33 protein-coding genes and 1 pseudogene are annotated in these 24,080 nt (G+C 52.1%); 17 read left to right on the plus strand and 17 right to left on the minus strand.

What is annotated here, in order from left to right; genetic code table 11:
- The first annotated feature begins 173 nt into the window (after positions 1–173).
- The 3 genes from E3E25_RS03640 (at position 174) to E3E25_RS03650 (ending at position 2,300) form a co-directional block, all read left to right on the plus strand.
- Positions 174–698 carry a DUF996 domain-containing protein gene (locus E3E25_RS03640; protein WP_167892653.1) on the plus strand — a complete coding sequence of 175 codons (525 nt, stop codon included), beginning with the start codon at positions 174–176 and terminating at the stop codon, positions 696–698.
- A gap of 109 nt (positions 699–807) precedes the next feature.
- Positions 808–1,557: an FAD-dependent thymidylate synthase gene (gene thyX / locus E3E25_RS03645; protein ID WP_167892654.1), complete on the plus strand. Its 750-nt coding sequence runs from the start codon at positions 808–810 to the stop codon at positions 1,555–1,557.
- 47 nt (positions 1,558–1,604) lie between these two features.
- Entirely contained in the window at positions 1,605–2,300 is a 696-nt protein-coding gene (locus E3E25_RS03650) for a hypothetical protein (RefSeq protein ID WP_167891856.1), read from the plus strand.
- On the opposite strand, the gene E3E25_RS03655 is transcribed toward E3E25_RS03650, so the two are convergent.
- Positions 2,287–2,796 (minus strand): HIT domain-containing protein, encoded by a 510-nt coding sequence (locus tag E3E25_RS03655; RefSeq protein WP_167891857.1) that lies wholly within the window; start codon positions 2,794–2,796, stop codon positions 2,287–2,289. The two genes, E3E25_RS03650 and E3E25_RS03655, sit on opposite strands and share 14 nt — an antisense overlap.
- 128 nt (positions 2,797–2,924) lie before the next feature.
- Between E3E25_RS03655 and E3E25_RS03660 the strand changes: the two genes are divergently transcribed.
- The gene (locus E3E25_RS03660; protein WP_167892655.1) at positions 2,925–4,160 is read left to right on the plus strand and encodes a 2,3-bisphosphoglycerate-independent phosphoglycerate mutase; all 1,236 of its coding nucleotides are present in this window, start codon (positions 2,925–2,927) and stop codon (positions 4,158–4,160) included.
- Here E3E25_RS03660 and E3E25_RS03665 read toward each other — a convergent pair.
- Positions 4,157–4,450: a hypothetical protein gene (locus tag E3E25_RS03665; protein ID WP_167891858.1), complete on the minus strand. Its 294-nt coding sequence runs from the start codon at positions 4,448–4,450 to the stop codon at positions 4,157–4,159. The two genes, E3E25_RS03660 and E3E25_RS03665, sit on opposite strands and share 4 nt — an antisense overlap.
- Before the next feature lie 115 nt (positions 4,451–4,565).
- Between E3E25_RS03665 and E3E25_RS03670 the strand changes: the two genes are divergently transcribed.
- From E3E25_RS03670 to E3E25_RS03700, 7 genes and pseudogenes are all read left to right on the plus strand, one after another.
- Positions 4,566–5,390 carry a DUF2202 domain-containing protein gene (locus E3E25_RS03670; protein ID WP_167891859.1) on the plus strand — a complete coding sequence of 275 codons (825 nt, stop codon included), beginning with the start codon at positions 4,566–4,568 and terminating at the stop codon, positions 5,388–5,390.
- Positions 5,391–5,427: 37 nt separating this feature from the next.
- Positions 5,428–5,733 (plus strand): hypothetical protein, encoded by a 306-nt coding sequence (locus E3E25_RS03675; RefSeq protein ID WP_167891860.1) that lies wholly within the window; start codon positions 5,428–5,430, stop codon positions 5,731–5,733.
- A gap of 2 nt (positions 5,734–5,735) precedes the next feature.
- Positions 5,736–5,909 (plus strand): hypothetical protein, encoded by a 174-nt coding sequence (locus E3E25_RS03680; RefSeq protein WP_167891861.1) that lies wholly within the window; start codon positions 5,736–5,738, stop codon positions 5,907–5,909.
- A 54-nt stretch (positions 5,910–5,963) separates the two neighbouring features.
- A complete protein-coding gene (locus tag E3E25_RS03685) occupies positions 5,964–6,584 on the plus strand; it encodes a DUF4405 domain-containing protein (protein WP_167891862.1) in 621 nt (206 codons plus the stop codon).
- Positions 6,581–7,285 carry a DUF2202 domain-containing protein gene (locus E3E25_RS03690; RefSeq protein ID WP_167891863.1) on the plus strand — a complete coding sequence of 235 codons (705 nt, stop codon included), beginning with the start codon at positions 6,581–6,583 and terminating at the stop codon, positions 7,283–7,285. Before E3E25_RS03685 ends, E3E25_RS03690 begins: the two co-directional genes overlap by 4 nt.
- 49 nt (positions 7,286–7,334) lie before the next feature.
- Positions 7,335–7,641: pseudogene (locus tag E3E25_RS03695) on the plus strand (ArsR/SmtB family transcription factor).
- 2 nt (positions 7,642–7,643) lie between these two features.
- Positions 7,644–7,853 (plus strand): hypothetical protein, encoded by a 210-nt coding sequence (locus E3E25_RS03700; RefSeq protein ID WP_240910740.1) that lies wholly within the window; start codon positions 7,644–7,646, stop codon positions 7,851–7,853.
- Here E3E25_RS03700 and E3E25_RS03705 read toward each other — a convergent pair.
- The gene (locus tag E3E25_RS03705) at positions 7,850–8,143 is read right to left on the minus strand and encodes a hypothetical protein (RefSeq protein WP_167891864.1); all 294 of its coding nucleotides are present in this window, start codon (positions 8,141–8,143) and stop codon (positions 7,850–7,852) included. The genes E3E25_RS03700 and E3E25_RS03705 overlap by 4 nt on opposite strands.
- A 127-nt stretch (positions 8,144–8,270) precedes the next feature.
- On the opposite strand from E3E25_RS03705, the gene E3E25_RS03710 reads away from it, so the two are divergent.
- Both E3E25_RS03710 and E3E25_RS03715 read left to right on the plus strand, forming a co-directional pair.
- Complete coding sequence (locus E3E25_RS03710) at positions 8,271–9,089, plus strand: aldo/keto reductase (RefSeq protein ID WP_167892657.1); 819 nt, start codon at positions 8,271–8,273, stop codon at positions 9,087–9,089.
- Complete coding sequence (locus E3E25_RS03715) at positions 9,089–10,945, plus strand: aldehyde ferredoxin oxidoreductase family protein (RefSeq protein WP_167891865.1); 1,857 nt, start codon at positions 9,089–9,091, stop codon at positions 10,943–10,945. The genes E3E25_RS03710 and E3E25_RS03715 overlap by 1 nt, the downstream gene beginning before the upstream one ends.
- Before the next feature lie 335 nt (positions 10,946–11,280).
- On the opposite strand, the gene E3E25_RS03720 is transcribed toward E3E25_RS03715, so the two are convergent.
- From E3E25_RS03720 to E3E25_RS03750, 6 genes are all read right to left on the minus strand, one after another.
- A complete protein-coding gene (locus tag E3E25_RS03720; protein ID WP_167891866.1) occupies positions 11,281–11,784 on the minus strand; it encodes a hypothetical protein in 504 nt (167 codons plus the stop codon).
- Positions 11,785–11,805: 21 nt separating this feature from the next.
- Positions 11,806–13,182 (minus strand): hypothetical protein, encoded by a 1,377-nt coding sequence (locus E3E25_RS03725; RefSeq protein WP_167891867.1) that lies wholly within the window; start codon positions 13,180–13,182, stop codon positions 11,806–11,808.
- Between the two features lie 246 nt (positions 13,183–13,428).
- Complete coding sequence (locus tag E3E25_RS03730; protein ID WP_167891868.1) at positions 13,429–13,791, minus strand: hypothetical protein; 363 nt, start codon at positions 13,789–13,791, stop codon at positions 13,429–13,431.
- 121 nt (positions 13,792–13,912) lie between these two features.
- Entirely contained in the window at positions 13,913–14,398 is a 486-nt protein-coding gene (locus E3E25_RS03735) for a hypothetical protein (protein WP_167891869.1), read from the minus strand.
- A 42-nt stretch (positions 14,399–14,440) separates the two neighbouring features.
- Positions 14,441–15,166: a tRNA-binding protein gene (locus tag E3E25_RS03740; protein ID WP_167892658.1), complete on the minus strand. Its 726-nt coding sequence runs from the start codon at positions 15,164–15,166 to the stop codon at positions 14,441–14,443.
- A gap of 1,092 nt (positions 15,167–16,258) precedes the next feature.
- On the minus strand, positions 16,259–16,585 hold the full coding sequence (locus tag E3E25_RS03750) for a hypothetical protein (protein WP_167891870.1): 327 nt from the start codon (positions 16,583–16,585) through the stop codon (positions 16,259–16,261).
- A gap of 141 nt (positions 16,586–16,726) precedes the next feature.
- Here E3E25_RS03750 and E3E25_RS03755 point away from each other — a divergent pair, with 141 nt between their 5' ends.
- Entirely contained in the window at positions 16,727–17,662 is a 936-nt protein-coding gene (locus E3E25_RS03755) for an SDR family NAD(P)-dependent oxidoreductase (RefSeq protein ID WP_167891871.1), read from the plus strand.
- Positions 17,663–17,670: 8 nt separating this feature from the next.
- Here the strand turns inward: E3E25_RS03755 and E3E25_RS03760 are convergent, their stop codons facing one another.
- From E3E25_RS03760 to E3E25_RS03795, 8 genes are all read right to left on the minus strand, one after another.
- Positions 17,671–18,657, minus strand: a complete 987-nt coding sequence (locus E3E25_RS03760; protein ID WP_167891872.1) for a bifunctional oligoribonuclease/PAP phosphatase NrnA — start codon at positions 18,655–18,657, stop codon at positions 17,671–17,673.
- On the minus strand, positions 18,635–18,967 hold the full coding sequence (locus E3E25_RS03765; RefSeq protein WP_167891873.1) for a DUF3194 domain-containing protein: 333 nt from the start codon (positions 18,965–18,967) through the stop codon (positions 18,635–18,637). The genes E3E25_RS03760 and E3E25_RS03765 overlap by 23 nt, the downstream gene beginning before the upstream one ends.
- 29 nt (positions 18,968–18,996) lie before the next feature.
- Positions 18,997–19,347, minus strand: a complete 351-nt coding sequence (locus tag E3E25_RS03770) for a prefoldin subunit beta (RefSeq protein ID WP_167891874.1) — start codon at positions 19,345–19,347, stop codon at positions 18,997–18,999.
- A gap of 58 nt (positions 19,348–19,405) precedes the next feature.
- Positions 19,406–20,191, minus strand: a complete 786-nt coding sequence (locus E3E25_RS03775) for a type II CAAX endopeptidase family protein (RefSeq protein WP_167891875.1) — start codon at positions 20,189–20,191, stop codon at positions 19,406–19,408.
- Positions 20,192–20,292: 101 nt separating this feature from the next.
- Positions 20,293–20,568, minus strand: coding sequence for a KEOPS complex subunit Pcc1 (gene pcc1 / locus E3E25_RS03780; RefSeq protein WP_255496490.1), 276 nt, complete (start codon positions 20,566–20,568; stop codon positions 20,293–20,295).
- Positions 20,514–21,152 (minus strand): ribosomal biogenesis protein, encoded by a 639-nt coding sequence (locus E3E25_RS03785; protein ID WP_167892659.1) that lies wholly within the window; start codon positions 21,150–21,152, stop codon positions 20,514–20,516. Before E3E25_RS03785 ends, pcc1 begins: the two co-directional genes overlap by 55 nt.
- Positions 21,153–21,204: 52 nt before the next feature.
- On the minus strand, positions 21,205–21,354 hold the full coding sequence (locus tag E3E25_RS03790) for a DNA-directed RNA polymerase subunit P (RefSeq protein ID WP_014788082.1): 150 nt from the start codon (positions 21,352–21,354) through the stop codon (positions 21,205–21,207).
- A 28-nt stretch (positions 21,355–21,382) separates the two neighbouring features.
- A complete protein-coding gene (locus E3E25_RS03795; RefSeq protein ID WP_014012168.1) occupies positions 21,383–21,643 on the minus strand; it encodes a 50S ribosomal protein L37ae in 261 nt (86 codons plus the stop codon).
- A gap of 1,252 nt (positions 21,644–22,895) precedes the next feature.
- On the opposite strand from E3E25_RS03795, the gene E3E25_RS03800 reads away from it, so the two are divergent.
- From E3E25_RS03800 to E3E25_RS03810, 3 genes are all read left to right on the plus strand, one after another.
- Positions 22,896–23,213, plus strand: coding sequence for a hypothetical protein (locus tag E3E25_RS03800; protein ID WP_055428613.1), 318 nt, complete (start codon positions 22,896–22,898; stop codon positions 23,211–23,213).
- 31 nt (positions 23,214–23,244) lie between these two features.
- The gene (locus E3E25_RS03805; RefSeq protein WP_167891877.1) at positions 23,245–23,745 is read left to right on the plus strand and encodes a hypothetical protein; all 501 of its coding nucleotides are present in this window, start codon (positions 23,245–23,247) and stop codon (positions 23,743–23,745) included.
- A 66-nt stretch (positions 23,746–23,811) separates the two neighbouring features.
- Positions 23,812–24,072 carry a hypothetical protein gene (locus tag E3E25_RS03810; protein ID WP_167891878.1) on the plus strand — a complete coding sequence of 87 codons (261 nt, stop codon included), beginning with the start codon at positions 23,812–23,814 and terminating at the stop codon, positions 24,070–24,072.
- Positions 24,073–24,080: the final 8 nt, after the last annotated feature.

Below are 24,080 nucleotides of genomic sequence, written 5' to 3' on the forward strand. Positions count from 1 at the left end.
GCTAACTGAAATCTTTTGAGCATCAATGCACGCGGACTTTCCAAATGTAATGTGCATCGGTACCCTTTTAGTTCCATCGATGCATTTCGGATGAAAAAGGGACGGCAGTTTTACAGTTTTGAGTAGAAACTCTTTTATAAAGAATCCATCCAATAAATGTCGAGGTGATTGGCGTGACGGATTTGAAGAATGCAAAGCTTATGGGTGGCATCGGCGCCATCTTGACCTTTGTTGGAGTTGGCTTCGTGGGCTTCATTCTAAAGCTTCTGGCAGTTAAGAACATAGCCGAGGCCACCGGGAGGGAGGAGATATTCAGCAAGTACCTCTGGGCCGCGATACTCGGAATACTGGCCAGCCTTGTTTTCGTGGCGAGCTGGTGGGGGGCAATAACAGGGATGGGGGTTCATGGATCGCCTAGGATTGGCCTCGGCATGATGGGAGTAGGTGGCCTGCTTGCGGCAATACTCATGATTGTTGGGGCCTGGTTCATGAAGCAGAGCTACGACATGATTTCAGAGGAGACTGGGGTTGGAACCTTCCACACGGCGGCACTGCTGTACATCATAGGTGCGATACTGATGATAGTAGTCATCGGTGCCTTCCTGATACTGATAGCAGCAATCCTGGAGATAATAGCCTTCTTCTCCCTGCCTGATAAGCTTGAGAAGCCCGGAGAAGAACCCCTTCCTGTCGCGTGAACTTTCTTTGCCTGTATTTTGAAATTTTTCTCTTCTCGCCCCGGGTAAGAAGGACGCCCCTCCGGGTAAACCTAATAAACCCGAGCCTCTTCTATCTTCGGTGGCGCGAATGGGGGATGGGATTAGGGTTACCCTTGTCAATTATACAAAAAAGCCTCTGGAAACCGTCACATGGTCTGCCCTCATAAGCTACTGGGACGAATGGGAGACGGAAGCGTTCGGGCGGATGAACAAAGAAGACGTCGAGATGCATCTGCCGAAGGTTTTGGGCTACGGTCACGAGTCAATCCTAGAACACGCGGTTCTGACGTTTGCGATTGAGGGCTGTTCTCGTGTGTGTTCTCATCAGCTCGTCCGTCACAGGCTCGCAAGCTATACGCAACAGAGCCAGCGCTACATCGTGCTAAATCCCGAAGACGTCGAGGAGACCTTCGTGATTCCGGAGGGCGTGAAGCAGAGGCCAGAGCTCTACGAGAAATGGAAGTGTCTCATGAAAGAAGCGATAAAGCTCTACGAGGAAAGCTACAAGGCAGGCGTCCACCAGGAGGATGCGCGCTTCATTCTTCCACAGGCGGTGAGGACAAAGATAGTCGTCACGATGAACCTCCGCGAGCTGAAGCACTTCTTCGGCCTCCGTGCCTGTGAAAGGGCCCAGTGGGAGATTCGTGAGGTTGCCTGGAAGATGCTGGAGGAGATTGCCAAGAACGAGGAGCTGAGGCCGGTGATAAAGTGGGCGAAGCTTGGGCCGCGGTGCGTGCAGTTGGGCTACTGCCCTGAGGGTGAACTCATGCCTCCCGGCTGCTGGAAGAGGACAAGGGAGAGGTGGAATGCCCTGACGGGTTCCAAACCAACGGTTTAAGAAACTTTTTTACATAGCTTTTCTTCACAAATCCTCGGTGAGTAATTATGAAAATCCGGAGCTATGAGGTAGAATTGCCCCATTCATGGGAGAGCCTTCAGGTAATTCTCAGCGAACCGGAAAAGACCCTTCCGTTCTTCCCGTACTTCGAAAGCTTACACGGTGATACGGTCAGATTCAAAGTCCCCCGGTTCATCTTCGACTTCGGTTACGAGTTCAAGCTTGCCCTGGGCTTCAGAAAGAACAGTGCGGTCTATACCTTCACAGGGGACAAGGGTGTGCTCACGGTAATCTTTGAGATGCAGGGAAAAAGGCTTAAAGTTACCGCCAGCTGGTCCGGGTTCGGCGAGCTTCTCATGGGCAAGCCTCTTGAGACCTTTGCCAAAGGAATAGCCGAGGCCATTAGGGACTTCTGCAGTGCCCAGGTAAGCTGTCCCGTTGCCAGGATAAAGGGGAAGGAGGGGGTCGTGGAGAACGTAACACCAGAAACCGCGCCGGCCCTGATAAAGCGCTTTTCCTGGGAGCTGGAAGGGAGGGACTTCCTTCTGGAGGGCAGGGCCGAGGACGGCACCCGTCTGTCCGCGGAGGTCAGGGGAGGAAAGCTCGTCAGGCTGGTGGTGGAGGGTCCCTCCGGCAGAAGGAGCGTCATAGAGTCGGACGTTCCCGTTCTGGAGCTCGATGGAGAGGTGTTCAGAGGACTTCCCCTCGAAAAGAGGTTTGAGATAAAGGTCAGGGAGCTTTAGCCGCTCCCTCGCCGGTTATTTCATCTATCGCCGCCTTGAGTTCCTCGTAGGCTTCTTCCAGAGACTCGGGGATTACCTTGGTGTCCGCTATCACCGGCATGAAGTTTGTGTCCCCGTTCCACCTCGGCACTATGTGGAGGTGCACGTGGTCGTCTATGCCCGCTCCGGCAACGCGGCCGAGGTTCACGCCCATGTTGAAGCCGTGGGGGTTCATGGTCCTCTTCAGGGCCTTTATCATGAGCTGGGAGAGCTGCATCATCTCAAGAAGCTCATCATCGGTGAGGTCTTCCCACCTCCCGACGTGCCGGTAAGGTGCTATCATGACGTGGCCAGGGTTGTAGGGGTAGTTGTTCATGATGACAAAAGCGTGCTTCCCGCGATAGAGGATGAGCCTCTCCCTGTCGCGGTTCTCCTTAGGGAAGTCGCAGAATATGCAGCCGTCGTGCTTCGGTGAGCGTATGTACTCGATGCGCCACGGTGCCCACATTATCTTCATTCCCTCACCTCCAGTGGGAGAAAGGGGGAGGGGTTAAAAGCTTTTTTGAAACTCAAGGTGATGAAGCGGTTCAAATCCGGCCAACAAAGCTTTTAACTCCATCTCTCTACTCACTCCAGGTGATAGGTATGAAGCAGAGGAAGGGACTTCTCATAATCCTCGATGGCCTCGGGGACAGGCCGATAAAAGAACTAGGCGGAAAAACCCCTCTTGAGTACGCAAACACGCCCAACATGGATGGACTCGCCAAGTTTGGGATACTTGGCCAGCAGGACCCCATAAAGCCTGGCCAGCCGGCTGGCAGCGATACGGCTCACCTCAGCATCTTCGGCTACGACCCCTACAAGGTTTACCGTGGAAGGGGCTTCCTTGAGGCTCTTGGCGTTGGTCTCGACCTCGACGAGGACGACCTGGCCTTCAGAGTTAACTTCGCCACCATCGAGAACGGTATTATAACTGACAGGCGCGCCGGAAGGATAAGCACCGAAGAGGCCCACGAGCTGGCGAAGGCCATCCAGGAGAACGTTAAGCTTCCGGTTGAGTTCATCTTTGTAGGAGCTACAGGCCACAGGGCGGTTCTAGTCCTCAGGGGCATGGCGGCTGGCTATAAAGTCGGCGAGAACGACCCGCACGAGGCCGGAAAGCCGCCCCACGAGTTCACCTGGGAGGACGATGAGAGCAGAAAGGTTGCCGAGATTCTCAACGAGTTCGTCAAGCAGGCCCACGAGGTCCTTGAGAAGCACCCGGTGAACGAGAAACGCAGAAAAGAGGGCAAACCCGTGGCCAACTACCTCCTCGTTCGCGGAGCCGGCACCTACCCGGACATACCTATGAAGTTCACCGAGCAGTGGAAGGTAAAGGCAGCGGCAGTTGTTGCGGTTTCCCTCGTCAAGGGCGTCGCAAGGGCCATAGGCTTTGACATATACACACCAGAGGGGGCCACCGGAGAATACAACACCGACGAGATGGCAAAGGCAAGGAAGGTCGTCGAGCTGCTCAATGACTACGACTTCGTGTTCCTTCACTTCAAGCCGACCGATGCAGCGGGCCACGATAACAACCCGAGGCTCAAGGTCGAGATGATAGAGAAGGCCGACAGGATGATCGGCTACATTATCGACAGCATCGATCTCGAAGACGTCGTCATCGCCATCACCGGTGACCACAGTACGCCCTGTGAGGTTATGAACCACAGCGGCGATCCGGTTCCGGTTCTCATCGCGGGTGGTGGCGTCAGGGCCGACCACACCGAGAGCTTCGGCGAAAGGGAGTGCATGCGCGGCGGCCTCGGCAGAATAAAGGGCCACGATATCGTGCCGGTGATGATGGACCTCATGAACCGCTCCGAGAAGTTTGGGGCTTAGGTTGGTCTGCCCGTCGTTTCTTTTTTCACCATTAGGTAGATGGACATCGGGAGAAGGGTCAGCGCGAAGGCCCATATCACCGCGGCGTAGAGGCCCGCGTCGATTCTGCCCCGTCTCAGAAGAAAGGTTAGTGCCCCAAGGGTTACGAGGTAAGCGCCCAGCTCCAGCGTGAAGATCCAAGAAACCCTTGAGGTTTTTCCAGTATAGGATAGCTTCTGCCGGACTTCAGCCACAAGGTAAACAATGCCCATAACTACGGCCAGCAGGGCTGATATCTCTCCCCAGTTCATCAGGTCTCCCCCTTACTGCCTGACCTTTTTTACTTAAAACGTTTCCCGACCAAAAACTTTATAAACCAGGCGTGCATATGTAATATTGAACTTACACATGGAGAGGTGAAGAGACATGAGGAAAAAGATTTGGGGTATCGCCCTGTTGGTGTTGGCTGCCCTGGGGTTCACACTGGGGAGCGTGGCAGCGTGGCACGGGACTCCAGGAGAGAACCCGTACGCCGGTCGAACAACCGCACCCATGCTTAACAGCACTATGGAGACGTACTATTCCGACCTCAGCCAGGAGGAGATAGACGGCCTGCTGTACATGGCCGAGGAGGAGAAGCTCGCACGTGACGTTTACCTGACGCTTTACGAGCAGTGGGACCTTCCGGTGTTCAGCAACATAGCGAGGAGCGAACAGACCCACATGGACGCGGTTCTTTCACTGATAGAGAAATACAACCTAACCGCTCCGGAAACTCTCGACCAGGTTGGAGTCTTCCAGAACGAGGAGCTCCAGGCCCTCTACGACCAGCTGGTTGAGATGGGAAGCGCAAGCCAGGAGGACGCACTTAAGGTCGGTGCGCTGATAGAGGAGACCGACATAAAGGACCTAGAGGACTGGATAGCCCAGACCGACAACGAGGACATCAAGCAGGTTTACGAGAACCTCATGAGGGGCTCAGAGAACCACCTGAGGGCCTTCGCCGGCCAGCTTGAGGGCATGGGGATAACCTACACCGCCCAGGTGCTGCCAGAGGAGCAGGTGGATGAGATACTTATATCAGTTCCTAACCACGGCGCTGGAATGAAAGGCGCTGCCATGGGCACCATGAGAGCCCGCCACGGCGACGCGAGAACCCAGGGCGGTATCATCGATGGAATCGCCAACACCTTCAGACACGCCTGGGGCTGGATGAGGGGCTTTGCCAACAGGGTTGGAATGCCCCTCTGATGTTTTTCCTTTTCTAACTTTCCGGGAGGCGAACCTTATGGAAGTCAAGTCCCGAGTTTGGCACTTAGTTGAGTATGGTGAGTTTCCGCTCGAAGAGATAGACGTTGAAGAGGTAAGGGAAGACGCCCTGACCCTGCTCAGGCGCGTTAAGGTGGAGCGCTACGAGACTTCGAGGGGGACGGTGCTCAAGCTACTCGATGAGTACGGCAACTACGTCGGCAAGGTGGTCGGCTGTGAGCTCTCCAGTGTCACCATAGGAAGCGCCTACCAGACGCCCTTCGGAGTCAAGGTCACTCTGGACTGTGGGGATAAAATCGTTGGCTGGCTCTACCTGGGGGTGTGAAGGTGCCGAGGGGATTCGGTCCTGCACTAGGTCCTATACATGGAAGGCGCGGCTGGGGATTCGGCTGGTGGGGCCTCGGGATATTTGCCATCTTTATCATGTTTGCAAGACTCGCATTCCTGCTGCTCCCGTTCCTGCTCCTGGGAGCGCTGCTATACGCAATAATGAGGAGATGAGGTGATTGAGATGAAAAAGAGCTGCAGCTTTAAGTGCCCACCGGAGGTGGGAGAATGAGGGCTTCGGCCCTTGTCAGAGGAATAATCGATCTCCTGCTGGCGGTCGTGTTCGTCGTAGTGCTGGTGACTGGAATCGGGCTGTACCTTGCACCCAGCGGCAGAATCGCAGAGGCCATCGGCTGGACCTTCCTGGGCCTGGACAAGGAGGCACTCACCAACGTCCACACCTACTTCGGCTTCGTCATGGCAGGGCTCGTCACAATACACCTGGCGATAGGGCTGAAGAGCATGTGGGTGATGCTGAAGTCAGCTTTCAGGGGATCCAGGTTCAAGGCAGTTGTTGCCTTCGTGATTCCACTGCTCCTGCTCGCGGCCGGTTACCAGGCCTTTGCAACGTACGTCGTGGAGGAAGAAGGGGGCATCGACTACACCTACGAGGGCAACACCACCGTTTACATAACGGGCACGATGATGAAGTACTACACCTTTGAGCAGCTCGCCCAGGAGTTCAACGTCTCGGTTATCGATCTGCTGGAAAGATTGAAGATGCAGGGAATCGAAGCCAGTCCTGACGACACGCTCGCTCGGGTGGAGTACGAGTACGGCCTTGACCGGGAGGAGTTCAAGGCCATCCTGGAGGAGGCAATAGCCGAACTGAGGGGTGAAGAGGGATGAAAAAGCTGGGTATCCTGGTAGTTGGCCTGCTCCTGCTTGCGGTCGCGGCATCAGGCTGCATAACCAGTGACTCAGCGACGGGAACTGCAACGGAAGCCCCTTCCAGAGCCGGTGACCCCCCGAAGGACAGGGGCTACGGGGCCGCTCCGCCCGTGGGCTCTGCTGATATTCCAGACGTCTCGACCATGCCATACCAGGAACTGAGTCGGGACGAAATTGACGCCATACTCTACATGCGCGAGGAGGAGAAGCTCGCCAGGGACGTCTACCTCGTGCTGTACAATAAGACTGGACTTCCGGTGTTCCAGAACATAGCGAGGAGCGAGCAGACCCACATGGATGCCGTATTGGGCCTCATAGAGAAGTACAACCTCACCGACCCGGTGGATGGAATGGGCATCGGGGAGTTCAACAGTACAGAGATGCAGAACCTCTACGAAGAGCTGGTCTCCAAGGGAAGTGTGAACGAGGTTGAGGCCCTCAAGATCGGCGCGCTGATAGAGGAGATAGACATCAAGGACCTTGAGGAGTGGCTGAAGAGAACCGATAACGAAGACGTAAAGGCGGTCTTCGAGAGCCTCATGAATGGCTCAGAGAACCACCTCAGGGCCTTCACAAGGCTGCTGGAGAACCGGTACGATGTAACCTATTCTCCCCAGGTTCTGAGCCAGGAGGAGTATCTCAGGGTAGTGGGTCGCTGAAACCTTTTTATCCTTTCCTGGTTTTTATTTGGTGCTTCAATTACACAGCATCAAGAGTGATAGCCAGTTACAGACGATCGAGGAGCTCGTGAGGGTGGGCGAAGCCCTCGGCAATCCCAGTAGGTAGGATACCCAAGCTGCTCTGCGAAAAGGAGTGGTACGTCTACGAACTCGCCAAAGAACCTGGAATATTGCGACAGCTCCTCTTTCTCCATCTCAAGAAGCTCGAAAAGGCCGGGCTGGTGGAGAGCGAGCTCCGCCTCGAACTCAATGATCCGAGGGCGAAGAAGTACTACCGCGCGAAGCAGTTCAGGATAGTCATCGACAACGAGCTGTTGAAGAACCTAGAGGAATGAAAATGCCGTGGGGAGATGGGTACATGTCAACGCCAAGTGGATGGATAAGCATAATACTCGGTTTGATAATCCTCGTCGTGCTCATATTCGCGTTCTATCAGGTGAACAAGATCCTGAACGAATTCAAGGTCGAGATTGAGAGGCTCAAGAACGCGCTTGAAGAAACGAGGAAAAACACAGAAGAGGTAAAGAGAAAGCTGGAGGAGGTTTAACCGGAAAGCAGCTCCAGCTCCTTTCTGTATATCCTCCAGTTGGTCGCAATGTGGAGGATTATCAGGAACATCATGAGGAGCCCGTACCTTGCCCTAAGCCTCAGGAAATCGAGCTGATTCATCCCCAGGAAAGTGCCCTGCCTTGCCGAGATGAACGTTCCCACGGTTATGAATATCACGCCCAAAAAGGCAATCATCAGCACAGTGGTGAGGGCCGCCTTTATCCTGAGCTTTTTTCTAAGTTTCGGGTTGTTCTTTGCCTCTTCAATGGCCTTTGAGATTGGATCCATTGTATCACCACCGGATGAAAAGCACTTGAAGTTAAAAAGCCTTCACTTCCCAGGTTTGTCCACTCATCTAAGCGTTAAGACGCAAACCTTAATAAGTTCGGAAACCTAAGGCTTTTAGGTGTCCACAATGAAAGACCTAAAGGTTATCGGTGACGATAGGGTAACTGCCATAGGAATGGGCACGTGGGGTATAGGCGGCTACGAGAGCCCCGACTACTCCCGGGATGAGGAGAGCGTTGAGGTTCTCAAGCATGGCCTTGGACTCGGTATAAACCTCATCGACACAGCTGAATTCTACGGGGCCGGTCACAGCGAAGAACTCGTTGGAAAAGCTGTAAACGGCTTTGAGAGGGAAGAACTTTTCATAATCAGCAAGGTGTGGCCGAGTCACTTCGGCTACAGCGAGGCGAAGAAGGCCGCAAGAGGGAGTATAAAAAGACTCGGCACCTACATAGACCTCTACCTTCTCCACTGGCCCGGCGATAGCTGGAGGAAAATAGAGGAGACGCTCCACGCTTTGGAGGAGCTCGTTGATGAAGGACTAATCAGATACATAGGCGTCAGCAACTTCGACCTTGAGCTACTCAAACGCTCCCAAGAGACGATGAAGAAGTACGAGATAGTCGCCAACGAGGTGAAGTATTCTCTTGGAGATAGATGGCCCGAAACGAGCGGACTGCTCGACTACATGAAGCGCGAAAAAATAGCGCTCATAGCATACACGCCCCTCGAAAAAGGCTCGCTCGCGAGGAACCCCTGCCTGGAGGAAATCGGAAAGAAATACGGGAAGACCTCTGCCCAGGTCGCTCTCAACTACCTAATCTGGGAGGAGAACGTTATTGCAATCCCCAAGGCCGGCAGGAAGGAGCACGTCGAGGAGAACGCCGGTGCGATGGGGTGGCGGTTGAGTAAGGAGGATAGGGAAAAGGCAAGGGGGTGCGTCTGATGTTTGCCTACCACAACCGAATTGCCCGGATAAACCTGACGACAGGAAAGGTAACCTACGAGGAACTGCCCGATGAGGTAATCAGAAAGTTCATCGGCGGGAAGGGTCTTGGCTACTACCTGATTTATCGCGAGGTTCCTCCGGGAACTGAGCCATTGAGCGAGGCCAACAAGTTCGTTTTCGCCCCTGGCGGATTAACCGGCCTCGTACCTGGCTCAAGCAAGGTCATAGCGGTGAGCAAGAGCCCGGAGACGGGGCTTATCAGTGATTCAAGCGGTGGAGACGCCTTTGGCCCAAAGCTCAAGGGCCATTTCGATGCCCTCATCATCGAGGGAAAGAGTGAGGAGCTGGTTTACCTCTACGTCCACGATGGGAAAGTCGAGATTAGAGACGCAAGCCATCTCTGGGGCAGGGGCAACTACGAGGTAGCCAGGGAGCTGTGGAAGGAACACCCGAAAGCGAGCATGGCCCTGATAGGCCCCGCAGGTGAGAGGCTCAGCAGGATAGCCAACGTCATCTACGACACCGAGAGAGCCAGCGGAAGGGGCGGTCTCGGAGCGGTTCTCGGAAGCAAAAAGGTCAAGGCCGTTGTCGTTGAACCAGGAGAGAAGCCCAAGGTGGCCAATCCAGAGGAGTTCCAGAGGCTCTGGCAGAGCTTTTACGACCACTTCGCCACCGACCCCAAGTACGAGCACACGAGGAACTACGGAACGAGCGACGCCTTAAGGAGCGCCGCCTCCCTGGGCATGAGTCCGGCCTACAACTTCTCAAGGCCCTACATCCCGGACGAGCTGGCGAGCAAGCTGGCAGGAGACGAGGTCAAGAAGTATGAGGTAACTCCTGAGTGGTTCGTTCACGGCAAGAGCTGTCCTATAAAGTGCGCCCGCTACGTTGAGGTGGAATACAAGGGCAGGAAGATACGCGTCAAGCCCGAATACGAGAGCATAGCGATGCTCGGCGCTGCAACCGGCGTCTTCAACTTCCCTGTGGTGGCTTACTTTAACTGGCTCGTGAACGACCTCGGACTGGACAGCATAGCGACAGGAGCCACCATCGGTTGGTTCTTCGAGATGGTCGAGCGCGGGCTTGTGAGCGAAGAAGAAATCGGCTTCCCAGTCAAGGGCTTCGGCGACGAGGAGGCTGAGGAAAAGCTTATCAGGCTGATGGCGGAGAGGAAGGGCATCGGAGCGATCCTTGCCGACGGTGTTAAGCGCGCCTGCGAGCGCTTGGGTAGGGGCTGTGAGTTCGCCGTCCACGTGAAGGGAATGGAGAGCCCCGCCTGGGACCCGCGCGGAAGGAGAACCTACGCTTTGAGCTACGCCACTGCCGACGTTGGTGCGAGCCACCTCCGCGGCTGGCCGAGGCCCCACCAGCTCCCGAATCAGGGACCGGCAAAGGAACTGGTGCCCTCGATGATAGAGGGCAGGGACGAGAGCTACATCACCGACATGCTCGGAACATGTAAGTTTGTCCCCTACAGGATGGAGGAGTTAGCCAGGCTCTACTCGCTCGCAACCGGTGAGGAGTGGACTGTTGAGAAGCTCAGGAAGGTCTCGCAGGTGGTGGAGAGCATTGCCAGGATACACGACGCCCTCGACTGGGTAACACCGCCGATGGACGACACCATACCACCACGCTGGTGGGAGCCAGAGCCAGAAGGCCCTGCAAAGGGCAATAAGGCCTTCATAGACTACAACGACTTTCTTGAGGCTAGAAGGGAGTTCTACAGGCTGAGGGGCTGGCACGAGGAGCTTGGGATCCCACTGCCTGCGACCATGGAGGAACTTGGCTACCCTGAGTTCAGGGGCGATGCGGAGAGGGCGTTGGAGGTAGTGAAGAAGAGGATGGGGATTTGAGGCCCCTCACTTTTCCTTTGCCTTTCACACCCTCCCACATTCTGGTATTACCCTCCGAAAGCCTCGCCCTTTGGGGGATGAAGTATTCTTGAGTCAGCTGTTCAAAATCATTGAAAGCCTTTTAAGTTTCATGGGGAAGGGGGAGAGCTTTCATTGTGTCCCTGCTAAAGCCCTCTTGGGCAGTTGGAGTTTGGGGGACTTTGAGGCGATAACCCCAAGCCTTTGTAGTAGGGTAATGGGGGCAAGACCGAGCCAGAGGGTTGAAGGCCCTCTTTGTTATAGGTCTAAATGGGAACCCCTCAAGCCTCCCCGCCTATAGCGAGGAGTTAAACCGTTCAGCTTCTGGCGATACGACTTAACTCGCATTCTGTTCCAGTGCAGTTGAGGGTTAAAACAACCCTGGCACTGTGTGGAACAACTATACCTGTCCACCACACGTCGTATGTCCTAATTGTGACCTCAAGTTTTGCCATGCCCGTAAAATCTGGGGGCACGTTTAGTATTAGATCCTCCCTAACGGCCTTGATGCGAAATGGTTCCGATGAACTCGAGGAGAACTTGACCATAATTCCCCGGCTTACAGAGGGCTTTTCTGAGATAGCAAAGCGACACATAAGATATGGCCCGTTTACCGACTCTCTGGTTGAATTCCAGCAATTTAGAGATCCCTCATAGGCTATCCCTTTTACGGGCAATTTGAGTGCCCCATGCAATTCGGCATCCTTACCACCTGATATCAGGGACGACTGTGGAACAACCAGATTTAAAAGAATAACATAAAGAAGATAAACTGCAAGGAGTTCTTTGAAATTAGTGCGTGCCCAATCTTTGATATTCATTATGTGCCACCCCATAACATGTTACGGCCTCTGAAGTGCTATCCATATAGGTATCGTATAGTCCCTTGTGTATAAAGTATCAGTGGGTAAAGTGGGGTGAGGTAATGCAATTCCAGGCCTTACTGTGAGGCAGAACTTTATCATGTCCTCATCTAGAGTATAAGGAAGGTGTACAGTGTATGTGTAGTACTGGCCTATTTCGTCTACCCCAAGAGGGTATAATCTAACGTACCTCGAAGTTATAATCGATTTACCAGAGTACCTTCTCTCGAGGAGATTGATACTTCTCCCATTGCCATCTCTGGCCAGCAGTCCATTGAGTATAATACTTATAAACTCTCCTCTTTCAATGTAGTTAGAAACAAGATCTATGAGAGTTCTGTGAACATCAATAAACTGTGTGCTGGTACGATGCCCACCTAAGGCCTCATAATTGAGTTCTATTGGGACATTTGGATATCCAGAACCGAAATAACCCCCACAAAACTCAAATTTAGTGTATAGTGAATGAAACCTCCCATATTTGGGAGCTACTGCATAGCCAACTGAAGTAAATCCTTCCATTCCGTCCTCGAGGTATGCGTAGTTGCTTCCTCTTTTTCTGCTTCCGTAGATTGCCACAACAGCTCTACCAACGACGTTGCCATCGTGGTCGTAGATGTCGAAATACCTTTTTATTGGATACCTAGCCGGTGATGGGGTGTAGTAATAATATCCCATAGGGATTATCTTGTTAGCAGGGGCTCTTTGAATAGATATCTCAAACTCCCCGATATTGAGTGTTTCGTGTTGGGATATGCTAAATGGCCCAAATATTAGAGAAATGCCTTGCCGAGTTATGATTGAGGATTTAAATTTTGAATATACTTCACCATATGACAAGGTAAATCTAATGTTATTGCTTTGGCCTATGATCGTTTGGGAAATTGTTCCGGTGGGATGAGCTTGCTTAGTGTTCACAGTGTCAAAATCTCTGAAGACAGGAGAATAAACATTCCACAATATTGTTAGATTTGTCGTTTCTTTGGAACTAACGACAAGAATAGTTTTTAGTTTACCTCTTTCAACAAATATTATTTCTGAAACTAGTATTTTCCCCAGGTGATATTTTCTGATAATTTTTGTGGCTCCATGATCTCTCTTGATACTAATGTTTGCAGGCTCATGAGCCAAGTTGAATATTGTTCCATCGTCTGATAGCAATTTGAATTCTTGATTGAGTCCTATATATTTGAAAAATGAGATTTCCCCTAGACTGCTTGGCATAGAATTATTCTTTAGAGATACTAAGAACTTCCCCTCCTCCCTTATTGGAGGCGATATTGCGCTTGCCGTTCCTGCAGTCATTCCAAGCATCATCAATCCCAAAAGGACTGCTAACATAGGCTTCCATCTCAAGCTGTTCACCTCCTGAAGGGTTCATAGCACTTATACACGTTTTAGTATATAAGCTTTTCCTTTTATTATTAGTAAATTATCTTTCTTTTTTTCGAGTATAAATTTATTCAGAGTTGAGTTTTACGATGAGAACAGACCAAAAGAAAGGAGAGTAATCAGGTGAGCTATTGAATACATCGGGACAAAAAGCGAAAAGTTCACCTCGTTAAAACACCTAAGCGTTATGAGACATGGGTTTAGTCCCTTTTATTTCTTTTCCTTTGCCTTCCACACCCTCCCGCATTCCGATATTACTTCCTGGACGATGCTCCTATTTGCCGGCTCAAACCCGAGCACGCTCCAGTCGGTCGTGTTTATGACGACGCGGTAGTAGGTTCCGTTGACGGAATAACACGTTGAGCCGATGCATTTAATCGTGTAGTTGGCGTAGACGACGACCGTTGCTGTACCGTTGGGCCAGGCGCAAAGAGTAACCCCTCTACACCGCCAATCTGGGTTCTGCTGGTAGCAGTAATCAAGGGCCGTGGAGGCTATTTTATCCTGGAAAACTACGTAAGCGGGAAGAGAGATGTCCTGGTCGTTGTGGGTGTTGAAATCTTCCCAGAGCAAGCCTAATCTTAACGCCAGCAGCAAAAGAACAAAAAATGCAAGCAAGTGACTGCGTTTTGGGTTGTTCATACTCCTTCACTAGTGTTGTTCTTTTGGGTTTCTATGTCCCTTTAAGTCCCCCTCAGATTTTGACAACTGCCGGGACTATACAGGTGCCATTCTCGTTTTTTATCTCGATATCTTTACCGAAGGTGGATTTGACCGTGGAGTTGCAGGGGAACACTTTGCCATTGTGTTCCTCAAAAAACTGGAGATACTTCTTTATCTGCGTTTCGTTTGCCGGGACCAGCTTCACACTCATATTTTCGAGATCAAAGAAGGCCAGATAAGTCCGGTTTTTCACCTCTACTATACCCTCCATACGGAGTATCCTGCACTTCGGGCTGAGCTTCGTGCAGGTACTCCCATCAACCCAGTAAGTGAGCTGTGGCTTAAGGGAGAAGTTTCTCAGGTTTGCGTCGTAGAGCATGTTCAATGCGGTATCCGGGGCGAGGGTGGGGGAATTGGACTTTGGACCCCGTGTCTCGTGGCCTATGATATGGAATGCAAGAAGGAGCGAGGCCACAACAGCGATTAATACTAAGTATCTTTTTCTCATGGAGACCACAGTTACAACTTGGAAAAGGGTATTAAAAATGTGTCTGAAAAATCACCCCTTTAAAAACGCCTCCACAAGGTTTCTCGTCTCGTTGAATGCCTCCAGCGGGATTCCCTTCGGAAGGCCGCCGATTTCCCCCTTGACATCTTTCAGGACGCCTTCTCCGGCACCGAGGAACATGCCCTCGCTGACGATTCCGCGGAAGTTCGCAGGCGGAAGCAGGGCAACGGCGACGCGGTTTCCTTCCTTAACGCTCAAGTCGTTGGTGACAACCGTTATCGCTCTGTCGCCGATGTTCACGTTGGTAACCAGAAGCCTGTCGGCGTTCGGGTGCTTGCCGACGCTCATCACTTCCCCGACCTTGATGTCCACCGCGATGACCGGGTCATTTATCTTGCCGAGGGCCAGCCTCTTGTCGAGGCCGAGGATAGTGTTCAGGAAAAACCTGACCTTAGCCACCTGCTCCTCGACCTTTTCGCGCTCGCTCTTATCCGCCAGGCTGATGAACTTGTGGTGCCAGTCCTCGCCACCAAGGGCCTCGATTATACCGCCGGCCTTCTCCTTCAAAGCTTTCATCTGCGGTGTCTCAATCAGTTCCTTCGGCTCCACGTAGCTGTACCTCATCGCCTGTATCTCCGGGATCATCTCCTTCGCCAGCTGAATCGCTCCCTTCTTGTTCCACTTCCCCTTGAACTTCGCGTGCTCCACCGTCTTCAGGAACAGCTCCACGCTCTTCTCCGCCACCAGTAAGCGGTAATCCTTGCTCGTGTCCCACATAACTCTCACCCTCCAGTGCCTCCAAAACGCGGTTCTTAACGCTTTCGTCCCTTATTCCCTCGGCTATCGAACGGGCCTTAGCTTTGTCACCCCAGCGGGCATAGGCTAGAGCCACCTCGCCGAGGAGCTCCGAGGCTGTCCTGTCGTCCCGAATAACTCCTGCGAGGATAAGCGGCTCCTCCAGGAAGCCTATGCGGAGGAAACGCCTCGCTATTCCATCAAGCTCCCTGTCAGTTGGCCTGAACTTACCCACAAAGACTATCTCAAGGGCATCGTCGAAGACCTTCCTGCCGAGCTTCGGCTGCTCGTGGAGGTAGAGCCAGTATGCCAGCTCGAGCATGGCTATTGCCCTTCCCTCAAGCGGGAGGAAGCGCATCATTGAGATAGCGAGCTCTACCTCCCCCTTCTCAAGGAGCTCCTCTACTGCTGTTTTCCCCCTCTTCAGGACGTCCTTCATCAGCTCCATCTTGTCCTCGATGTACTTTGCCTGGAGCTTGAAGAATATCGAGGCGTAAACATCCCTGGCCAATTCGTAGAAGTCAATGGCCATCTCATTGGGTATCTCGTCGGCGCTCTTCTCAATTAACCGGGCGACCTTTATCAGCGACGACGTTGCCGCCGAGGACAGTCCCCGTGAGGCCTGAAGAAGCTCCACAGCCTCCCTGAACAGCTCCAGGCCGTCCTTATAGCGGTCCGAGAGGACGAGGTTCCTCGCTATCCCTGCCAGGACCCCCCCTCTAACCCGCGGGGAGTCTATGCTCCCGGCGATACCTATGGCATTTTCAAAGTAGGCCTCCGCGTCCCTGTCCCTGTCGAGCGTGTAGAGGGCCCTGCCGAGGATAGAATAAGCTAAAGCCTTCTCCGGCGTTCCGCTTATGGATTCGAGCGTCTCCAGCATGTGGCTCAGGACTTCTTCCCTTGGAAAGGCCGTCAGTACCTCTGTTAACGCAAGAAGCCGCCGTATTTCATCTCCTATTTCCAGCGCGTTTCTCAGCGCGCTTCTGTAGTCGCCTTTTGAAAGGTAAAGCTCCACGGCCTCCACGAGAACCACCAACCGCTGGAAATAGGGAACGAAAGTAAAAAAGGCTATCGCTATCCCCTGACCTTTTTATCCCACTGTTCGAGCATTGTGTCGAGCGCTAAAAGGCTGTTGAGCCTAAGGCGAACCCTTTTGTTTTCCCAGTCTATTGATCCATTGAACTCGTTGAGGAGCTCGAAAACCTTTTCGGCCTCTTTTTCTGGAAGGTTCCTTCCGTAGAACTCCTCACCGCAGTGAGGACACTTGAAGACGAAGCCCTCGAAGGTTTGAACGAACTTTTCACGGTCTTTGAAAACCTCCCCCGCGTTCTCAAGGGTTAGCATCTGCTCGATCAGTTCACCCCAGTCGAGGGGTTTACCGCAGAGCGGGCACTTTGCCATGTTCTCACCTCCAAGGTCTTGAGTAAAGCCTCATTAAAACGTTTATGGATCGAGTCATTTCAAAGATATATGAAACAATATTGGATAAAACCATCCAAATGTTTATATATTCTGCATTTTAATAAACATTGGGGTGATTTTATGGCCATTTTAGTTACTGGGGGCACGGGATTTATAGGTAGGGAAGTCGTTAAGGAGCTAGCAAAGAGGGGAGAGGAAGTCATCATTATTGGACGTCGTGAGCCCCAGGGGGAGCTGAAGGAAATCGCCAGATTTGTGAAGGGGGATATCTCAATTCGGGGGCATGTTGAAAATGCCTTTAAGGAGTATCATCCCGACGGGGTCATCCATCTCGCTGCAATGCTCAGCCTAATGTGTGAAAGCGACCCCTGGACCTGTCATGAGGTTAACTTCACTGGCACTTATAATATACTTGAAGCTGCAAGACTATTCAATGTAGAGAAAATCGCTTATGCGAGTTCCTTAGCATCTATGATACACCCAGATTCGAGTCCTATAATCGCGGATACAAGCGTCCAAAGACCACGGCTTCTCTATGGGATATCCAAAGTCTATGGCGAGCTTATGGGTCTTTATTACAACCACAAATTTGGAATAGACTTCCGCGCCGTTAGATATCCTGAGGTCATCGGGCCAGGTGTCAAGCATCCTGGAATCGCCCAGTGCATACCGTGGGCAATAGAGCACGCACTCAAAGGAGAACCGTACTCCCTCTGGCTCCCGGGAGAGGCTAAGGTACCCATTATGTATTACAAAGACGCGGCAAGAGCGATTGTAGAGCTGTATTACGCTCCAGAAGAGCGCATCAAGACAAGGACATACAACGTCGTTGGTCTTGAAGTTGTTGTGAAAGACTTCGCGGAGGAACTTAAGGAACTTATACCCGGTGCCGAGATTGACATCAAACCCGACCCTGAGATATTAAGGGCACTGGGTAACGTAAAGATAGAGAGGGTGGACGACTCTGGCGCAAGGAAGGAATGGGGATGGAAACCCAAATACTCAACCGTTAGCAGTATCGTGGCGGCGTTTAAAAAAGAGCTTGGCACGGGTTAAGGTGTTGTCTACTTCTCAATTTCTTTTAAAAACCTCTCAATCTCCCGCAGGATGAGCTTTATTCCCCCGTCGAGGTTAGTCTTGCCGTTCGCCCCGGCGGCGCCGGCATGGCCTCCGCCCGAGCCGTCTATAATCGGTCCGACCTTCTCCATGATTTTGCCGAGGTGAAGGCCTTTCTTGACGAGGTTCTCCTTGGCCCTCGCGGAAATCCGAACCCCTTTCTTCTCACTTCCCACAACCGCTATGTCCGCGCCGAGGTTTAGAAACGTCTTGCATGCCAGGGACTCGTAGGCGGAAACCTTTGAGACCGCTATGATATACTTCCTGAACTTTTTGAGTTCAAGCCTCTGGCAGGCCTTGAGGATGGCCATGCGCTTCGCCTGATCGATGTTTTCGTCGCTGACCGGAGCGATGAGCTGGAAAATCTCGCCCATCTGAATCGGGAAACGCTCCAGCATCTCGCTTACTGCCTTGAAGGTCTTCGCGTTCCCAAAGCGGAAGTTGGCGGTGTCGGTGACTATTCCGGCCAGGAGTGCCTTAACGGCGGTCTCATCGTAGAAGCCAAAATATTTGAACAGCTCCCAGACTATCTCGGCCGTGGATGTGCGTGAGGAGTCAACGACGGATATATCTGCCTTGATCGGCTTCTCCTTTTCTAAGTGGTGGTCTACGACGATTACGGTCTTACCGCGCGGAATCTCGATAGGTTCGAGCTGTTCCAGTGAGGAGGTGTCGAAGATCATGACAACATCTTCCCTAACAAGGGGGTCCTTCTCTAGCGGAACGGGTGAGAGCGTTAACAGTCTCTTCGCGTAGGAGGAGACGCTCTGGGCGACGCCTATTCTCACGCTTTTAACGCCCAGGGATTTGAGGTAGAGGGCAAAGGCTATCGCCGAGCCAAGGGAATCGGGGTCGGCGTTGTGGTGGCAGAGGAGGAGGAAGGATTTGTCCAGTGAGCGTTGCAGGAAGCGCTTAAGCTTGAGCTTTCCTCTCATCTGCAATCTCCCTCAGCTTCCTCTCGACGGCCGCGTAGGCCTTCTCAACGGCTTCATCTATTAGCCCCTCAACGTCCACCTTAACAAAGACCGGAACCTCAAGGTAGACCTCAACCTCAAGGTCGAGGGTTTCCTCTCGTTTTATCCTCATCGTGACCTCTATATCCTTGACATCACTTCTGTTGAGGACGTCGAAGACGTGCTTGATTATCGTCTCCTGAGCGAGCTCGCCGATTTCTATGAGCTGCTCCTCGCTCAGCTCCGGCAGACCGATGTTGATGACCCTCCTTCCGCTGGCTCCCTCGTCCATCACTATCCCCCCAAATGAAAGAGAAGAGGTCAGCCCGCAGTGGGGCGGAGTGAACTCTGTATCTTTGCAGTCAGCTCCTTGAGCTTCTCGTTGAGCTTCTTTTCCTGCCTCTCAAGGGCACTGAGGCGAACCTCAAGGGTCTCGACCTTTTCTCTCAGCTCTTCTAGGGCCTTGGCCTTCTCCGTCTTGACAATGAGAGTCCCGACGGTCTTGTAGATAACCGTTCCATCCTCGACCTTCTCGATCTCCTCCAAGGCCTTCTTTGCCTCGGTGAGCTCAAGCTGAACCTTCTGCTTCTGCTGAATGACGAGCTGGAGCTGCTGCTGGTAGCTCTCGAGCTGACCGAGCATGGCCTGAACCTGGGGCGGAATGTTCTGCATGACACACACCTCCGTAATCGTAATGCCGGGTTAGAATAAGGGAGGGAGTTTAAGAAGGTTATGGGGTTGCACTGGGAGTGGGTTCTCGCTTCATGCGTTTTGTTCCCCACACCGCGAGGACCACAAGAACCACGGCAAAGTTTATTATCAAGGAGTATAGGCTTCCCCACTGGGTTGCAGTTATTGGAAAGGCAAAGTGGCCCCAGTTTCCACTGGTGTGAAACAGTATTGCGGTCAAAACGCTTCCGTTGGTGTTGTTGAATATCCATGTGAAGAGTATGGAGAAGAGGATTGTCCCCGCGACGAAGCCTGGGAAAGGAACGTTCTTGTACAGTTCATTGGTGGAGTAGAATAATGGAAGGTGCCATAATCCCCATATTATCCCCAGAATCAGGCTCGCCACTAGAGCATTGTACTTGGCCTGCAGTCTCTCAAGGGCAAAACCCCTCCATCCGAACTCCTCCGCTAGGGGACCTCCTAGGACTAAGATATAGAAAAACGCTGCAATAAGCGTTAGGGGATTTCCAGTGAGCGGCGTTTCGGGGAGGGGCTCCCCGCTCAGGACTACAAGTAGTAGTGACAGTCCGATTATGGTCGGCATCAAGAAAAGAGCCGGAATCAGCCAGACTTTGGAGAATCTGGGGCTAACCCCCTTTCCCAGTAGATTCCTTATGCCTCCTTTTCCGGATGTGAGGTAGGTGAAGAGGAAAGCCATGAGTGTGGGCCCAAAGGGTGCCAGAAGGTGGGCTATTCTGGTGTATCCTCCCAAACCCCAGAAGCCCCATGACCATGCAAACGTCAACAGAAAAAACGCTGAGAGTTCGAAGTTTTTGCTAAACTTCATGTTTACACCTTCGTCATCTGTAACAATTCAATCTGTATTCTTGAGTTATATAAATCTATCCCTGGATGTAGGAAAATTCAACAATCAATGACCATCTAGAATCAAGGTTCTATGGCATCTATGGCAACCTTAATCCATCTCAGATAGGAGTTCAGCGTACCTCTCAAAGCCGAGTTGTCCCGGGCGAGAAAGCGGATTATTATTCTGTCCCCCTCGCGGAGAAACTCTATCTTACTCCTTCGATAGGGCACGCTCTCGTGCTCGTAGAGGACGCTTTCATAAACTATTCTCGCAGTCTCCTCGTCGGGAAAGGAGAGCTCGATCATTCCTTCGATTGACCAGGTTTTTTCTTTAGAAGAGCCTCTTTGTAGTCCCATCTCCGCCCGTCCTCCATTATCCATATCTTGACACTTATGAGCGGGCCAACGGCCTTCTCCTTATTAACGTCAAGACGATAGAAGTTCACCGCCATTCCGCGCGGGTGCCTCTCGATGACGCTCAGAACATCTGTGTTGTATCTGTCCGCTATTCCGAGGAGCGAGCGCTCCTTTCTTGGCACGAACTTCCCACCGGTAAGCTCGGCAAAGACCTGGGCGAAGGCAACGTGGTCGAGGCCGACGCGCTTTGCTGTGGTCACAACAAGCGGCATCTCCTCGCGTATGGGCCTTATCTCCCTGAAACCAATCTCACGCTGGAGCTTTATGCCGTGGAGGTACAGGTAGCCGAGGTAGCCCCAGTCCTCGGGGTCGACCTTGATAAAGGTCATCTTGAGCGGGTTCCCCTTCCAGACGTTGACTATCAGGAGCCTCTCATAGTTCCTGTCGTAGGCCTCCATGAGTAAATCCTGTATCGTTTTCTTTCCCCTGGTCAGGTAGAGAGAGTTGGGGAAGACCTTCTCCAGGTCGTGGCCGAAGCTCCTCGTCCTTCTCGTGGGTCTGTGGGAAGTCGTTATCAGCATCATGGCCCTCACTCAAAATTCGTTTAATCGATAAAAGGCTTTCGAAACGAAAGAATCAGATCGCCTTTACGCGCCTGGCCACCCTGGGCCTGGGCTTGTAGAGTATCTTGCTGCCGCAGTAGGGGCAGCGAACCTCTCGGGTGTTCTCGAGGTCGAGCTCGACCTCCCTTCCACACTTTGCACAGCGGTAAACGGCCATCACCATGGTTATCACCCTAAACTAAATGAAAGAGTCAGGCCTTGGAGGCCGTGACACGCTTGGCGACCTTTCCGGCAGGAGTGGTCGGCAGGTAGGCACCGCCGGCGAAAGTGGCGCCGCACTTCTGGCACTGCCATATGCCCGTGCTTATCCTTCTGACGGCCTTCCTTCCGCAGACCGGGCAGACGTGCTTCTGCTTCATCTTGGCCTCAACGGCCGCTACCCTTCTCCTGATCTTGAGACCGTACCTTGGACCGTATCTTCCGGCTGAACCAACTTTAGTAGTCCTTCCCATGAGCATCACCCCTAATTATCAACCGATTTTCACGACTGGAGAGTGTTTCCGGGGACGTTTTATAAACCTTTGCCTGGAAACTTTGGAGAGCAAAGTCCCATCAAAGTTCGCGGTTCCCTCAAACCCGCCGGTTGATGGAGGATTCCCTTATAAAATTTATCCGAGCGCTGAAACTTTGCCTGGCAAAGTTTCATCAAAGTGTGTGATTGAAGCTTTTGGGAAAAGCTCCACCAAAGAAACTTTTCTTGCTAAAAGTTTCATCAAAGTTTGTGATTCCTCTTCCAAAAGGTGCAGTTGAAAAGGGTTTGCACTATCAAACTGCCATTTTAAGCTGGAATTCACATTTCACAAGCCTCAAAACAGGGGTTTAAACCATCAAAGCGCTCCAACGGAGCGCGGAAGAAGCAAACCCACTTAAACAACGCAATTTCAAAAAGGAATTCTTCACCAAAAATCACACCCAACAAGGCAAACCATCTCAAAAACGAATCACCAACCTTGATCAAACTCTGCGGGACTGTCGTCCCTTGTGTCGAGCAAAGCTCGACATCGCGCAGGCGAACAAGCTTTAGGAAAGCTTGACCAAAGAACGTCCTTTCCCAGTCAAAGGAGCAAAAATAGGTTGTGCGCTGATGGATTGGGCAATTCTAAGGCGAGTTTGACATTAAGTAGGAGCTTTTGAATAGTTTCAGTCCATTTTTGGCGTCCTTTGGACGCCGTTTGAAGAGTGAAACACTCATAGGGGAGCAAATTGGAACGAAACTCCTTTCAGAAATTGCCAATTTTAGAACGAGCACTTCATTTTCCGCCAGCGCTGAAGCTTTTTGGAAAAGCTTCACCAAAAGTTTGTGGCTCCACTAAACTTGAACGTGCTTAAGTGTGATTATTCTAAGTGAAGAGCTTTCAACGCGGAATCCATTCGCTTTACAAGCTAAAAGGGAGTTCTCCCCCATTGACGCCCTCCGGGCGTTGGTTTAAAAACGAACTCCTCTAAAAAGAGCGTGCCTTAACGAATTCCAACATTCTAAGGCTTAAACTCACACGATAATCACACTTTAGAAACAAGCCCTGAGGAGGAGCCACAAACCTTGATCAAACTTCGCGCAGGCGAAGTTTGTAAGGGGGGCATTTGAGCTGTCGCCCCCCTGGGGGTCCCGACGTCATCGCAACCCGATACTCGTCGGGCAGATTTATATTGTGCCAAAAAGATAAAAGCCTTCTGGGATGAGCATCATTTAAGGGGGCAAACGGTATGGAAAGGGTATGGGGTTCGGTGTTTCCGCTCGTTTACATAATCGTCTTCGCTCTAACAATGAAGCAGTACAGCCTACAGTTCACTCCCCTTATTTCATGGGCTTTTGTCGGCGGGGTGGTTCTCTCTTCTTCGGCTGGCATTTACCTCGACGGCAGAATACCTCTAAGAAGTGTCTTCATCTTCGGACTTTTCACGCTGATATGGCTTCTTATTGGAATCAGGCACAGCTCACCGGGCAACTGGTATGTTCTGGGTGGCCTAGCCGGCTACTTTCTGCTCGCGATTCTCATGCAGAAGACGAGCAAACCCTTATAACTTCACTCCCAACTCCAATTAGGTGTAGAACATGGCTGGAACGATAAGCAAGATAATACACTTCAGAGACGAGGAAGAGTTCCTCGACGATATGACGGAGATAATGGAGCGCTTCTCATATCTGGCGAGCAAATACGGCCACAATCCGGTGGAGGGCGTTCTCCTGTGGGACTACATCGGCGTCCAGGACGAGGAGGGCGTCAAGATTTTCCGGGTCGGAGAGTTCCCATACTTTGAGGGGACGCTGAAGGTTGACCTTGAAACTCTCCGCGTAATGGAGCGCTACTTCGACGAGATGGAGAGCAAGTGGGACGAGCTCCGCGTGGAGGACATCGCCTACTTCGTGGAGATGCTGAATGAGGCCCTGGGCAGGGAAATCGTCTTCTACGAGGCCTACGACCTTGGCCTTGACAGGAACACCGCCTACATAATCATTAACATCGCGAACCTTCACTATCTGGAGAGCGTTCTCGAGGGGCGGGACAGGGAGATATTTGAGGAAGCCGTTGAGATGCTGATGAGATACCTTTGAGCGCCCAATTGCTTAACTGCATAATTAAATAAATGCGGAATTATGTAATTTTCCGGGGGTGATTGCTTGCTCTTCAAGAAGAGGGGAACCTTTACCGAGGAAGATGCCAGAAAGGTCATCGAAATCGTGAGCAAAAGGCCCAACGAGAGGGAGATAATCATCATGGCGGAGAGGATCACCGATGGGGCAAAGAGGCGCCTCTGGGACTACGCGAGGGGAGTTCAGCTGATGGCAGACATGACCGGCGAGGACAGGAGCGTAAGGGTCGAGATTCTTGAAGGCTACGTGAGCGAACACGTTAAGGGCGTTGATGTAGATGATCTGTGAGGTGTTGG

The organism is Thermococcus sp. MAR1 (assembly GCF_012027305.1).
In the GTDB taxonomy this organism is placed as follows: domain Archaea; phylum Methanobacteriota_B; class Thermococci; order Thermococcales; family Thermococcaceae; genus Thermococcus.